Source organism: Phytohabitans houttuyneae, from assembly GCF_011764425.1.
In the GTDB taxonomy this organism is placed as follows: domain Bacteria; phylum Actinomycetota; class Actinomycetes; order Mycobacteriales; family Micromonosporaceae; genus Phytohabitans; species Phytohabitans houttuyneae.
In genome coordinates this window covers 1,027,030-1,040,785 of the sequence record NZ_BLPF01000002.1, presented here as the reverse complement: position 1 = coordinate 1,040,785, position 13,756 = coordinate 1,027,030, and the positions used below count along the sequence as shown (strand labels likewise).

Annotated in this window: 11 protein-coding genes and 1 pseudogene; 2 read left to right on the top strand and 10 right to left on the bottom strand. The window is 70.6% G+C overall.

Annotated elements, in window-relative coordinates; translation table 11 throughout:
* Positions 1 to 25 precede the first annotated feature (25 nt).
* Positions 26 to 1,098: pseudogene (locus Phou_RS28140) on the bottom strand (polysaccharide biosynthesis protein); the annotation flags it as partial.
* A 157-nt stretch (positions 1,099 to 1,255) separates the two neighbouring features.
* On the opposite strand from Phou_RS28140, the gene Phou_RS28135 reads away from it, so the two are divergent.
* The gene (locus Phou_RS28135; RefSeq protein ID WP_173061113.1) at positions 1,256 to 2,110 is read left to right on the top strand and encodes an LCP family protein; all 855 of its coding nucleotides are present in this window, start codon (positions 1,256 to 1,258) and stop codon (positions 2,108 to 2,110) included.
* On the opposite strand, the gene Phou_RS28130 is transcribed toward Phou_RS28135, so the two are convergent.
* From Phou_RS28130 to Phou_RS28090, 9 genes are all read right to left on the bottom strand, one after another.
* Entirely contained in the window at positions 2,074 to 3,372 is a 1,299-nt protein-coding gene (locus tag Phou_RS28130) for a lipopolysaccharide biosynthesis protein (RefSeq protein WP_173061110.1), read from the bottom strand. The genes Phou_RS28135 and Phou_RS28130 overlap by 37 nt on opposite strands.
* Entirely contained in the window at positions 3,369 to 4,643 is a 1,275-nt protein-coding gene (locus Phou_RS28125; RefSeq protein ID WP_173061108.1) for an O-antigen ligase family protein, read from the bottom strand. The genes Phou_RS28130 and Phou_RS28125 overlap by 4 nt, the downstream gene beginning before the upstream one ends.
* On the bottom strand, positions 4,640 to 4,789 hold the full coding sequence (locus Phou_RS28120; protein WP_173061105.1) for a hypothetical protein: 150 nt from the start codon (positions 4,787 to 4,789) through the stop codon (positions 4,640 to 4,642). Before Phou_RS28120 ends, Phou_RS28125 begins: the two co-directional genes overlap by 4 nt.
* Before the next feature lie 15 nt (positions 4,790 to 4,804).
* On the bottom strand, positions 4,805 to 5,836 hold the full coding sequence (locus Phou_RS28115; protein ID WP_173061102.1) for a GNAT family N-acetyltransferase: 1,032 nt from the start codon (positions 5,834 to 5,836) through the stop codon (positions 4,805 to 4,807).
* Complete coding sequence (locus tag Phou_RS28110) at positions 5,833 to 6,957, bottom strand: DegT/DnrJ/EryC1/StrS family aminotransferase (RefSeq protein ID WP_173061099.1); 1,125 nt, start codon at positions 6,955 to 6,957, stop codon at positions 5,833 to 5,835. The genes Phou_RS28115 and Phou_RS28110 overlap by 4 nt, the downstream gene beginning before the upstream one ends.
* A 49-nt stretch (positions 6,958 to 7,006) precedes the next feature.
* Positions 7,007 to 8,038, bottom strand: coding sequence for a GNAT family N-acetyltransferase (locus Phou_RS28105; RefSeq protein WP_173061096.1), 1,032 nt, complete (start codon positions 8,036 to 8,038; stop codon positions 7,007 to 7,009).
* On the bottom strand, positions 8,032 to 9,237 hold the full coding sequence (locus Phou_RS28100; protein ID WP_246273907.1) for a glycosyltransferase family 4 protein: 1,206 nt from the start codon (positions 9,235 to 9,237) through the stop codon (positions 8,032 to 8,034). Before Phou_RS28100 ends, Phou_RS28105 begins: the two co-directional genes overlap by 7 nt.
* 78 nt (positions 9,238 to 9,315) lie before the next feature.
* The gene (gene qcrB, locus Phou_RS28095) at positions 9,316 to 10,818 is read right to left on the bottom strand and encodes a cytochrome bc1 complex cytochrome b subunit (RefSeq protein ID WP_443094376.1); all 1,503 of its coding nucleotides are present in this window, start codon (positions 10,816 to 10,818) and stop codon (positions 9,316 to 9,318) included.
* Between the two features lie 158 nt (positions 10,819 to 10,976).
* On the bottom strand, positions 10,977 to 12,407 hold the full coding sequence (locus Phou_RS28090; protein ID WP_246273906.1) for an RICIN domain-containing protein: 1,431 nt from the start codon (positions 12,405 to 12,407) through the stop codon (positions 10,977 to 10,979).
* Between the two features lie 271 nt (positions 12,408 to 12,678).
* Between Phou_RS28090 and Phou_RS28085 the strand changes: the two genes are divergently transcribed.
* A complete protein-coding gene (locus Phou_RS28085; RefSeq protein ID WP_173061088.1) occupies positions 12,679 to 13,740 on the top strand; it encodes a polyprenyl synthetase family protein in 1,062 nt (353 codons plus the stop codon).
* The last annotated feature ends 16 nt before the right edge of the window (positions 13,741 to 13,756 follow it).

Here is a 13,756-nt window from a genome sequence, read left to right as displayed (position 1 = left end):
TCCACTTAGAAAGGATATGTCGGTTTCAGGCGTCCACCTTGGACAAAACACCCAGCAATTCGGGTTCGTCCGGCCGCCAACCGTCGATCCCCAGCTGGCAGGCGAGAGCCAGGTGGGCGGTGACCGTCTCGGGGCTGGCGTACGCGTCGAGGAAGCGCAGCTCTTCCGGGTCCAGCGGGGGCACGTCGACGCACGAGATCAGCGGGTGCGCCGTCGCCCTGGCCGTCTCGTCGCAGCTGAACAGGTCCTCGTGGAGCTTCTCGCCCGGACGCAGTCCGGTGTAGACGATGTCGACCGACATGTCGCCGCGAGCCGCCAGGATGCGCCGGGCGACCGACTCGATCGCGACCGGAGCGCCCATGTTCGCCACCAGCACCTCGCCGCACCGCCCGATGGCGGTCGCCTGGATGACGAGGTGCACGGCCTCCTGCACGGTCATCAGGTACCGGGTCACCTCAGGGTGCGTCACCGTGATCGGACCGCCCGCCGCGGCCTGCGCCTCGAAAGCGGTCAGCACCGAACCCCGGCTGCCGAGCACGTTGCCGAAGCGCACACTCAGGAACCTGCCCGGGTGCCTTGTCGCGGCGTGGGCGGTGAGCCGCTCGGTGATGCGCTTGGAGTAGCCAAGAACGCTCGTCGGGTTGGCGGCCTTGTCCGTCGAGATGTTGACGAAGGACTCGACGTCGCGCGCCGCTTCGAGCAGGACCTGGGTGCCCCACACGTTGGTCTTGACCGCCTCGCCGGGAAACAGCTGCAGGAGCGGGAGGTGCTTGAGCGCCGCGGCGTGGAAGACGACCTGCGGCTGCCGGGTGGCGAAAATCGCCTGTATCGCGTCCGCGTCGCGCAGGTCGGCCAGGACCGTGTCCGGCGTGCTCAGCAACGCCCGGCCGTACAGCGAGAGCTGCACCGCATGCAGCGCGGACTCGTCCCGGTCGACGAGGACCAGCTCCGCGGGATCGAGATCGCGCACCTGACGGGAGATCTCCGAGCCGATGGAGCCGCCCGCCCCACCACCAGGACCCGCTTGCCTGCCACGTGGGCACCGACCGATCCGAGGTCGGTGTCGCTCTGGCATCTTCCCAAAATGTCGCCCAGCGGCACTCTCAGCACATAGGCAGTCTAAGCGAGCAAACCGGTACAATTCGTCAACATGCGTGTGCCGCGGATCATCCTGCTTTGTCTGTCTTTTTTGGTACTTGTGGTAGCCATCGCTGGCTTGTCGATTCACCTCGTGGCCCGTCACCGGCTGGGCGCCATGCGAACGCTGCCTGATCCCTTCGCCGCCATCCCGGCCACCGAGCGGCCGCCACCATCCCCGGAGCGGGCGCTGACCATCCTGCTCGCCGGCATCGACTCCGAACAGGACACCTCACCGGCACGCAGCGACGCCCTGATGCTGGTGCGGCTCACCGCCGACCGTCACCACGCCTACGTCGTCTCGCTCCCGCGCGACTCGTGGGTCAACATTCCCGGCCACGGCATGGACAAGGTGAACGCCGCGTACGCCTACGGCGGCCAGACGCTTGCCGTGCGCACCGTGGAGCGGCTGACGAAAGTACGCATCGACCACGTGGCGGTCGTCGACATGGCGGGCTTCCGCGAGCTGACCGACGCCCTCGGCGGCGTGGTCCTCACGGTGCCCGAGCAGGTGACGGACCCGCACTTCGTCTCCTTCCCCGCCGGCACGCGGCGGTTCGACGGCGCGGCCGCGCTCGCCTACGTGCGCGAACGGCGCGGCCTGCCCCGCGGCGACCTGGACCGCGTGCGCCGGCAGCAGGAGTTCCTCCGGGCCGTGCTGCAGCAGATGGGCCAGGAGGACGACCCCCGCCGGCTCGCCGCCGCGCTCGACGCCGTCACCCGGACGGTCGCCGTCGACAAGGGATTCGGCACCGGTGAGATGCTGCGGCTGCTACTCGGCTTCCGCAAGCTCGACGGCGAGGTCACCTTCCTCACCGCGCCGGTGACGGGCACCGGGATGGTCGGCGACGCCAGCGTCGTCTTCCTCGACACGAAACTCGGTCCGCCGTTCTGGAAGGCGGTCGGCACCGACCGCCTCGACGACTATCTGTCCACTCACGACACCGAGCTGTTGACGGCACCGCCGCGGTAGTCACCGACCGCCTTCCGGCCCAAGCGCAGGCATCCGGCCTGGTACGCCGCGGCGCCCGCGGCGAGGCCGACCGCGGCGCCGAGCGGTCCGACCATGGGGATGAGCACCATGTCCACCACCGTGGTGACGAGCGCGGCCGCGCCCATCAGCGACAGCACCGTACGGCTGCGCCCGGCCATCTCCAGCCGCTTCTGGGTCAACAGGCTGTACTGCCAGATCGCCGACCCCAGGCCCAGAAACACGAGCACCGCCACCGAGGGCGCCGGCACGCCGACCACGATGGGGATCAGCCACGGCCCGACCGCGACCATCGCCACGGTGGCGGCGAGCATCGAAAGAGCCAAGATCCGCTGGTACGCGACGAGCGTCCGCACCGCCTGGTCCGGCCGCCCCCGGTTCCACGCGGCCATCACGAGCGGATGCACGGCCATGCTGATCGGCGTGGCGATGAACAGATACCCGCGGATGACGATGTCGGCCACGGCGCCGTACAGCCCCGCCGCCTCAGGTCCCAGCCACGTGCTCAGCAGCAGGCGGTCCACGTACAACAGTCCGTACGAGGCGGCCAGCCACAGCGACATCGGCCAGCCGTAGCTCCAGTAGGCTCTCAGCAACGCGTTGGCGCGGGCACCGGTGCGGGCGCGGGAGGTGGCCACTGTCCCCCGCCCCGCGGCGAGTGCGCCGGCGAGGTTTCCGATGGCCATCCCGGCGAGGGCGGCGGGGGCGCCGTCGAGGAGCGTGGCGTGCACCGCGACGCTGGCCAGCAGGCCGACGATCGCGCGCACCCACTCGATTGCTATGACCCGGCCGGTCTGCAGGTCGCGCTGCACGCGCGTCACGCGGACCATGTAGAAGCCGGTGGCGCAGCACAGCGCGGTCGCCGTCACCAGCACCACCGGATCGTCGGCCCCGCCCAGCGCGCCGCCCACCAGCACAAGAAGGACGGCCACCAGTGCGGCAGGGCCGTTGACCGCCGACGCGATCGACCACCTGGGGAGCAGGTGCATCGCCTGTCGCGGGTCGCCGGCTCCCCGCAACGCCGACTGCCGCAGCCAGCCGACCCCAAGCGATTCGGCGATGAGTACGAGCGCGGTGATGGTCGTATAAAGCCCGTACGACGTGGTCCCGATAAGCCCGATGAGCACCGGCGTGGCGGCGAAAATGACCGCGACCGGCACGACCCGCGACAGTGAGTAGGCCGCCAGCGCCTTCCAGGAGACCGCCCGGATGGCCGCGCTGGGGGTAGCCGTGTCGGCGGTCATGCCGAGCGGGCCAGCTCAGGCACGGCAGCGGTCGCCGATGCCGCCTGGGCGCCGGCGAACAGGCCGATCGCGAGCATCAGGAGGTGGGTCGACGTGACGGTGGTCAGCGAGTCCAGCGCGACGCCGGTGATCGCCACGACCAGGGCGTAGAGGGTGGCGAGCTCGGCCCAGAGCTTGGTGTACGGCTCGACGCCGGGGTCGCGCGACACGCGGTAGGCGTGCACGGCGACGATCGCCAGCGCGCCGAGGAAGAGCGCACCGCCGACAAGGCCGAAGTCCAGCCAGGCGCGCAGGAGGATGTTGTGCGCCTCGGTGATGGGCAGCGCGGGACTCGGCAGACCACCCGGTCCAACGCCAAGTACCCAAAACACCGGATCGTCGGCGGACCGGTCGAGAATCGGCGTCCACACCTCCTGGAAGCGGTCCCGGGCCCCGCGGTACAGGCCGCCGCCGCTGAGCCGTTCGGTGTGGTTGTGGACGACGTACCAGGCGGCCACGGAACCGGCCGCGCCCACCAGCGCGACCCGCGGCGCCAGCGCCAGCCGGCCGTGGCTCGACTGCACCACGAAAAGGCCGACCAGGCAGATGATGCTGACCAGCGCGGTTCTGGACTCCGCCAGGTAGGCGCAGACCGCAGACGGGACGAACAGCGCCACCGCCGTCGCGGCCGACATGAGCTTGGCGCGGTACGCGGCCAGGGCGAGCGCCACCGCGAACGCGAAGAATGTGCCGGTGCCGGCCGAGCTCGGCTCGCCGATCAGCCGAGGGCCGTACGAGTCGACCTGGTCGCCGGCGGCACGGCCGATGAGCACGGTGGCCTGTCCGGTGACGACCTGGTACGCGAACCACAGCACGTTCGCGGCCACCGCGCCGACCAGCAGGCGCAGCGCGAGCTTCCCGGCGTCGCCGCCGCTGCGGCGGTAGAGGGCGCACGCCACCACCGCGACGGCGAACAGCAGCAGGTGCCGCCCGAGAAACGCCACCCTGCGCAGCGGGCTGACCTGGTCGTCGACCAGCAGCTGGACGACGGTGACGACCACGGCCGCGTAGCAGGCGATCGCGAACCAGCGCCACCACACCTGCCGGCGGTCCAGCAGGGCCGTGCCCGCCGCGGACGCGTACGTCACGAGCGCGGCCACCGGCAGCAGGACGTCCTGCGGCCGCAGGTCGATAGCCCGCCCGTCGTCGAGAGCGCCCAGACGAAACCGCGGCCCCAGTCCGATGGAGATGATCAGCAGGGCAAGCAGAAACGACGCGCCCCCCAGCTTCACGCCGGGGCCTCGACCGCGTAAAGCGACCACCGCACGGTCCGCCACATGAGCCGCGCCGCCGGGCGCTCGTCGAAGCCGGCGCGGCGCTGGGCCCGGCGCGCGGCGCGCAGCTTCTGCTCGACGGCCTGCGCCAAGGTCGTTGACACGTGTTCGGCTCCGATCTAGATGAGTGCCGCGCCGTACCGGTAGGCCGGGAAGTATCCGCGGTCACGCAGTTCCTGTGTGGACATTCCGAGTGCGGCGGCGCGCTGGGCGACGAGTACGTCGTAGGAGGGCTGGTCGACGATCGCGCTGCCGTGCCAGACCGGGGTCTTCGTCCCGCCGAACGTGCTCTTGAACCGGAAGAGGCTGTCACCCGGCCGTATCCCGCCGCCGAAGTGCATGGTGGAGCGCCCGCTCTCGGCCGCCCAGCGCAGGATCGCCCAGATGAGAAGGTTGTTGGCGCAGCCGGATCCGGCGGACAGGTTGGAGCCGGCGAGGTGGTAGTGCACGCGCTCGCGGTGGGCGAGGACGAGGGCCGCCGCGACGACCTCACGGTCCGGCGTCCACACCTGCGCCAGCAGGAGGTTGGGTCCGAGGCCGTCCAGCAGGGCGGTGTAGAAGGCGTCCGCGAAGATGAAGTCCGGCGCGCCCACGCGGCGCATCGTCTCCGCGTAGAGCGTCCGGAATGGACTGTCCGGCGCGAGGTCCGCGGTGGTGGCCTCCCGCAGACCGGAGCTGAGGCCGACCTTCTCGGCCTTGCGGATGCGGCTGCGGCAGGAGGCCTTGAGTCCGTCCCAGACCGCCGCCAGCCCGTCGCCAACGTGGATGGTGACGGTCTCGTTGCGCTGCACCAGGGACAGCCCGTCGAGGGTGCGCACCGCCTCCAGCGACGAGGGGTCCAGCGGTGAGAAGCGGAAGTACATGGCGACGATTCCCTGAGCGCGCCATCCCCGCTTGGTGTCCGCCCAGAACGCGGCAAGCTCCCCGGCGGTGGTGCGCGGCGCGACGTAGATGCCGGAGAACCCGAACGGGCTGATCGCGTCGCAGCGGCCGTCGCCGAGCTGGTTGACGACGTAGGGCACGAGGACGCGCTCGTCCAGGCGCACCGAGTCCCACGTCCCGTCGCGGAGGATGGCCGCGGCCCTGCCGTACCCCTCGGTGAAGTAGACGTCGGGGCACAGCTCGCCGGCGAGGGCCTGGGCGCTGTTCATCCCCGCGCCTCGAGAAACGTCGAGATCGCCCCGTGTACGCGTTCGACCTGCGCGTCGGTGAGGGCGGAGCCGCTGGGCAGCGCGAGGCCGGTGCGGTGGAGCCGCTCCGCCGCGCCGGTGATCAGGGCCTCGCAGCCTGCGTACGGGGCGAGCAGGTGCAGCGGCTTGAAGAGGGGACGCGCCTCGACGTCGTGGCTCTCCAGGTGCGCCCCGAGCATGCCGGCGCTCCAGCCCGCCAGTTCGGGGTCGACCACTATCGCGGTGAGCCAGCAGTTGCTGTGCCGGTCGTCGGCGCCGAGCAGGCGGACGCCGGGCACGCTCGCGAACAGCTTCGCGTACCGCTCCCGCAGCTCGCGCCGCCGCTCCATCATGGCGTCGACCCGACGCAGCTGGGCCCGTCCCACCGCCGCCAGCAGGTTGCTCAACTGGTACTGGTAGCCGATGTCGGTGTGGTCGAACTCGCGGCCGGGCACGCGAGCCTGGCGGGACAGGTGGCGGGCCCGGTTGGCGATGGCGACGTCGTCGGTGAGCAGCATGCCGCCCCCCGACGTGGTAATGATCTTGTTGCCGTTGAACGAGAGCGCCGCGGCCCGCCCGAAGGAGCCGGCGGCGCGGTCGCCGTGCCGGGAGCCGAGCGACTCGGCGGCGTCCGCGACCAGCGGCAGCCCCGCGGCGTCGCAGATGGGCAGCAGCGAGCGGTACTCGGCACACACCCCGTACAGGTCGACGGTGAGCACCGCCGCCACCTCGCCGGCGCGCTGGGCGACGACCTCGGCGACAAGCTCCGGGTCGACGTTGCCGGTGTGCGGGTCGCAGTCCACGAACACGGGCTCGGCGCCGACGTAGCGCACGGCGTTCGCGGTGGCGACGAACGTCAGCGCCGGTACCAGGACGCGGTCGCGCGGTCCGATGCCGAGCGCCAGGAGGGCGAGGTGCAGGGCGGCGGTGCCCGAGTTGACCGCCACGGCGTGCTCGACGCCGACCCGGCGCGCGACCTCGCGCTCGAAGGCTTCGACGTCCGGACCCAGCGGCGCGACCCAACCCGACCTCATCGCCGCCAGGACGTGGGCCTCTTCGAGGTCTCCCACGTCCGGCGGCGACAGGTGTATCCGCTCGGCCATCAACCGCGTCTCCCTAGATATCTGGACATTTCGCCCCTAGTAGTACCAGTCAGACGAGGCCCACGCCGAACCGATACGCCGGGAAGTAGCCGCTGTCTTTCAGCTGGGTCGCGGTGCTGCCGGCCGCCGCGGCCCGCTCACGCACGAGCCGGTCGTAGGCGACCGGATCGAGGACAGCCGCTCCCGTCCAGAACTGCTTGCGGCAGCCGCCGAAGGTCTCCTTGAACCGGAACAGGCTGTCGTCCGGCCGTAGCCCGCCTCCGAAGTGGACCCAGCCGCGATCGCTCTCGGCCGCCCACGACAGGATCGTCCACAGCAGCAGGTTGTTGCAGCCGAGCGCCGCGCTTGTCCCGTCCGAGCCGGCGAGGTGGTAGTGGACCCGGTCGCGGTGGGCGAAGACCAGAGAGGCCGCCACGATCCGCCCGTCCGCGTCGGCGACCTCCACGATCACGAGCCCCGCGCCGAGACCCGCCACCAGCGCCTGGTAGTAGTCGTCGTCGAACAGGTAGGCCGCGGCGCTGCCGACCCGGCGCATCGTCTGTTCGTAGAGCGTCCTAAATGGAGCCCCCGGCATCACGTCGTGCGGCACGGCCGGCCGCGCCCGCGCGGTGAGCCCGGCCCGTCGCGCCTTGCCGACCTGCCGGCGGCACGAGCTCCGCAGGCCGTCCCACAGCGCGTCGAGGCCCTCGTCCACCTTTACCGCGATGGTGTCACCCCGCCGGGTCAGCACGATGTCGTCCAGCGCCGCCACCGCGTGCAGCGAGTCCAGGTCCAAGGGCGAGAAGCGGAAGAACATGGCGACGATGCGGCGGTCCCGCCACTCCTCCTTGACCTGCTTCCAGAACCGCGCCAGGTCGCCGCCGCCCCGACCGGGCGCGACGTGGATTCCCGAGTACCCGTACGGGCTGGCGGCGTCGTACAGTCCATCGTGGACGGCGTTGACCACGTAGGGCAGCAGCAGCTCGTCCCGCCACCGCAGGCAGTGCCAGTCGCCACCGCGGGCAGTCGCCGACGCCCTGCCGTAGCCCGCCGTGAAGTACGTGTCCGGGCAGTCGGCGTCGGGCAGCTCCCCACTCAGCATGCCGCGGGTACCCCTGCCGCCCGGGCCAGGATCCGCTCCAGCTCCTGGCAGTGCGCGTCGCGGTCGAAGCGCTCGCGGGCCAGCCGCCGGGCGGCGTCGCGGGCCGTCCCGCACGCCCGCGGGTCCCGCACGAACGCCGCCACGGCTTTGGCGGCGCCGGCCGGATCATCCGGCTCCAGCACGAGACCGACGTCGTGCCGCGCGATCAGCTCGGCCACCCAGCCGCCGTTGTTGACGGCGATCGGGCGGCCGGCGGCGAGCGCGTCGAAGACCTTGTTCGGCGAGTTGGCGCTGAGCGCGGGCAGGTTGAGGAACGTGCTCAGCGCCAGGTCACACGCCCCGAACCAGGCGACCGCGTCCTTGCGCATGACCGCCGGCAGCAGGAAGAACGTCCGGTCCAGCACGCCGAGCCTGTCCGCCAGCGCGCGCACCTCGTCGCGCTTGGCGCCGTCACCGATGACGACCACGCGGATCTCGGGATCGATCGCCGCCAGCCGCTCGGCCATCCGCACGACGTAGTCGACGCCGTTGGCCAGCCCGATCGTGCCGGCGTACAGGACCATCGGGCGGTGCCCGAGCCAGGGCGTCTGCGCGCGCAGTCGCTGCCCGGCCTGCTCCGCGTCCGCAAACTCGGCGAGGTCGCAGTTGTTGGGGATGACGGTGACCCTGGCGTCGGGAAAGCGCCGCCGGATGCTCTCGGCCATCGTCGGCGAGAGCGCGACGATCTCGGACGAGTGCCGGTACGCCTGCGCCTCCAGCCACCTCGCCGCCCACCGCGCCGCCGGGGAACGCAGCGCGCCCATGGCGATCGGTACCTCCGGCCAGACGTCACGCACCTCGAAGACCATCGGCGACCGCCGCCGCCGGGAGGCGTAGATGCCGGGGATCGCCACCGTCAGCGGTGTGCTGGAGGCGAAGACGACGTCGTGGGGAATCCGCGCGGCCACGCGCGCCGCGCCGACCGCGAACTGCCCGAACGCCTTGATGCGCGCCCCGTAGCCCAGGTGGTTGGAGTAACGCGTCGGCACGAAATGTTCGACAATTCCGCGCTCCGGCGCGCCGGGCTCAGCACACGCACCGGCAATCATGTGCACCTCGTGGCCGGCGCCGGCGAGCCGTTGGGCAAACCCGAGCGAGCGGCTACCCCCGAGGTTCGCGCCCGCCGGAAGGTAGTGCTGGTCGATATAGACAATGCGCAAAGATCGCCCCTACATGGGATGTGCCCACTTTGTACGCATTATGGCGTTTTGCACATCCCTCCCCCACCCGACACGCGGTTACGGGCGGGGGCAGTCCGGGCCACGGGCTGGTTGTTCGACCGGTGTGAAGAAGCCCTTGATGGCGGGCCTGAGCGCGCCGAGGCGGTTCATCTTCTTCGGCACCACCCACCCGGCGTACGGCAGGCCGGCGCGGCCGCGGTGGTCGGGGGTGGACAGCGGCTGATGTACTTCGGTGAACCCGCCGTCCGCCTGTCGCCGGATGATGCCGGTCTCCACGCCGTGCGCCAGTACCTGGCGGTCGTGCTGCTGCAGGCCGAGGCAGATCCGGCGGGTGAGCCAGTACGCGGCCGGCGGCAGGAGCAGCAGCCCGATGCGACCGGCCCAGGTCATCGCGTTCGTGCTGATGTGGAACGAGAGGGCGATGAGGTCGGCGGCGCCCGCGGCGGTCAGCACGAGATAGAAGGTGACGGCCATGGCGCCGAGCGCGGTGCGGGTCGGAGCGTCCCGGGGCCGCTCGAGCAGATGGTGCTCGCGGCGGTCCCGGCGCACGCGCGCCTCGACGAACGGGTACGTCATCGGGAGCATGAACAGGATGCCCGGCAGCACCACCGCCGCCCAGAAGATGGGTGCGATGGCATACCCGTCACCGATCGGGATCGTGACCTCCCAGGGCGGCATCAGCCGGACCGCTCCGTCGAGAAACATGACGTACCAGGCCGGCTGCGACGCCGCCGACACCGTCGCGGCGTGTGCGGGTCCGGCGAGCCAGACCGGGTTGATCTGGAGCAAGCCGCCGAGCAGCGCGAGGACCGCGCACACCAGCGTGAACAGGCCGGCCTGTTTCACCACGTGGCCGGGAAACAGGCGCTGGCCCACGACGTTCTCTTCGGTGCGGCCCGGTCCCGGCCACTGGCTCGGCCTGCGCCGCCACGCCAGTACGGCTTGGACGGCCGCCAGCCCGATGAGCAGACCGGGGAGCAGCAGCGTGTGCAGGAAGGAGAGGCGGCCGATTATCACGTCGCCGGGAAACTCGCCGCCGAAGATGGAGGTTGTCAGCCAGGTGCCGACCACGGGTATCGACAGGAGGATGGCCGACAGGATCCGCATGCCGGCGGCGGACTGGCCGTCGTCCATGGCCATGTAGCCGGTGTAGCTGGTGAAGAGGCCGGTCCAGAAGAGCAGGAGGCCGACGACCCAGCTCGACGTCCGCGGCTTGCGGAACGCACCGGTGAAGAAGACGCGCAGCAGGTACAGCAGGAGCGATGCCATGAACAGCAGCGCCGCCCAGTGGTGCATCTGGCGCATGAGCAGACCACCGCGGACGTCGAACGAGATGTCCAAAGTGGAGGAATAGGCCGCGGACATGCGCACTCCTCGCAGCGGCGTGTACGACCCGTCGTACACCACCTCCTCCATCGACGGCTCGAAGAAGAACGCGAGGAACGCGCCGGTGACCAGCAACACGATGAACGAGTACAGCGCGATCTGGCCCAGCAGCAGGGACCAGTGGTCGGGAAGGACCCTGTTCAGCAAGCCGCGCAACCCGGTCTTGCCCATGATGTCTTCCGTCCTGTCGGCATTGGCTGTCGATCATCAGGCGTTGGCAACCTGATCCCTGTGACAGCCACGCCGCATGACGTGGACCACAGACGGCACTCCCGGTGCCGAGCGCTCGGCACCGGGAGTGTGGGTACAACGGAAGGGTGTCGGGACGACCGTCAGACGGCCGTGCGCGACCACTGCTGGTTCGTGCCCGTGTTGCACGGATACTGCTTGAGGACCACGCCGTCCGCGGTCGACGCCGACGGCACGTCCACGCACTTGCCGCTGTGCCGCGCCCGCAGCTGGAAGTAGCTGCCGTTGGCGACCATCTGGAACTGCTGGTTGGTGCCGCTTCCACAGGTGTACTGGATGAGGTCGGCACCGTCGGCGGTGGAGGCGCTCACCACGTCGAGGCACTTTCCGCTGTGCCGGCTGATGAGGCGCCAGTAGCCGCTACCGGCGTCCTGGAACTGCCACTGCTGCCACGCGTTGCCGTTGTACGTGTACTGGCCGACGCGCGAGCCGTTGTCCGTGTTGGGTGACTGGACGTCCATGGCCTTGCCGCTGTGACGCGCGTTGACCCGGTAGAACGTGGCGGGCGGTGGCGTGGTGCCGCCGCCGACGGTGTCGCCCCAGGCGTAGCGGATGCGGTCGGCGCCGGAGGTGTTGCGGATGGTCAGGTTGAGGTTGGTGCCGCTGCCGCTGAGGGCGAACATCGAGTACCAGTCGTAGCCGATGTTGCCGGGCTTGCCGCCGAGGGCCGGCCAGTAGGTGCCGCCCATCTGGTTGTCGCGCATGACCTGGGCCATGGCCCGGATGTGGCGCACGAAGTTGTCGGTGCTGTTCGCGTCGCCGTAGTTGAGGCCGTTGTCCATCGGCGCGCCGAACTCGGTGGCAACCGCGCGGGAGGCGCAGTTGCCCAGGCGGGTCTGGATGTGGCTGCGGAACGCGTCGTACGTCATCGCGCCGTAGAAGAACGCGTAGTGGTGGAAGGAGAACAGCGTTCCACTGAAGCGGCTGTCGTTGCAGACGTCCCGCAGGTCCTGACTGAAGCCGGTACCGCCGATGAGCACCCGGCCCGGCACCGCGGAGTAGTGGTAGCTGAGCCAGTTGGCGGCGACGTCGCGCCACTCCGCCGAGCTGTACCCGTGCGGCTCGTTCATCGGCTCGAAGTACACGTTGGTGTTCGAGCCGTAGGCGTTGGTCACCGTGGACCACATCGTGTTCCACGCCGCGAGGTTGGTGATCCGGCCGCCGGAGGCGGCACCGTCCTCCCAGTAGGCGAGGATGACCTTGAACCCACGGGCGATCGCCGCGTCGATGGCGCCCCGGTAGGCGTTCCACCATGTCGTACCCACCGTGTGGGTGTTGACCGGCAGCCGGACGGTGTTGACCCCCATCGTGGTGGCCATGTCGTCGTAGAGGGCGTTCGCCTTGGCCTGCACCGTCGCGTTGCTGTCGGACTGGCTCAGGCCGTGTAGGACGAGCGGGCCGGTGCTGAAGTTGTCGCCCAGTACGGCCCAGTTCATCCCTCGAAACTGGCGGGTGGCAGCGGTGGCCGGCGACGAGATGACCACGACGCTACCGAGTGCTGCCAGCGCGGCCACCACAGCAACCGTGAACCAGCGCACCTTCTTTGTCCTGAAATGTCCAGTCACCAAATCTCGCCCCTCTGGTCCGGACATCGGCTGATGTCGTTTCGGTTACATCGGTAACGGAAACAACAACGTGACGCCAGACTTCGATCCGAGACGTTCGGGAACGTTCAGGCTCGAACACGGGCGAACGTCCAGAGGTCGCGGGCGATGAGCGGACCCACGATAGCCGATTTCGACGCGGAAACCGACGCGAGTGCGCTATACGCGTTACGGTTTGGTGATGACGGAGAATCTCGTGGCCACTCCCCCAGCGGCGGGGACGATCAACATCCCAGGCCTGGTCGACGAGGTCCTGGCCGACTTCCTGGCCACCTCGACGGCCACCTTGGCCGCGTGGGATTCAGCGCTGTGCTGGCTGGCGGACGCCGCCCGCGACGCGGTGCTGGGCGGAGGCAAGCGTCTTCGTCCCACGTTCGCCTACTGGGGCTGGCGCGGCGTGGCCGGGCCGGCGGCGCCGGTCGACACCGTGCTGCCCGCCCTGGCGGCGCTGGAGTTTCTGCACGCGTTCGCGCTCGTGCACGACGACGTGATGGACGCGTCGGCGACCCGGCGCGGCCGGCCCACCACCCACCGGGCGTTCGCCAACCTGCACACCGGCCAGGGATGGCGCGGCGAGGCGGACCGGTTCGGGGACGGCGCGGCGATCCTGGTCGGCGACCTGTGCCTGGTCTGGGCCGACCAGCTGATCGCCGCCAGCGCCCTGCCCGGCCACCGGCTCGCCGCGGCCCGGGCCTGCTACGACCGGATGCGCCTGGAGGCGATCGCCGGCCAGTTTCTGGACCTGCTCGGCGGCGCCCAGCCGGCATGGACCGTGGAGCGTTCCCTGCTCACGATCCGGCTCAAGACCGCCAGCTACACCACCGTGCGTCCGCTGCATTACGGCGCGGCTCTGGCCGGCGCGCCACCGGGCGACAGCCTCCACCGCGCCTACACCGGCTACGGGCTGGCCGTCGGCGAGGCGTTCCAACTCCGCGACGACCTGCTCGGCCTGACCGGCGACCCGGCCGAAACCGGCAAGCCCGTCGGTGACGACAGCGCCGGCCACAAAGCGACCGTCGTCTCGCAGCTGGCCAGGTCCCTCGCCGAAGGACCCGACGGCGACCCGACCCCCAGCCAGACGGCGGCGGCGGTACGGCGAAGTGGCGCGGTCGACCGGGTCGAGGAGATGATCGCCGAGCGGGTCGCCGCAGCCCTGGCGGCGCTCGACCAGACGCCGATCCACCCGGACGCCCGCGCCGCGCTCACCGACCTGGCCAAGATCGCCGCCTGGCGGTCGGCGTGACGCCCCGCGCCGGGCA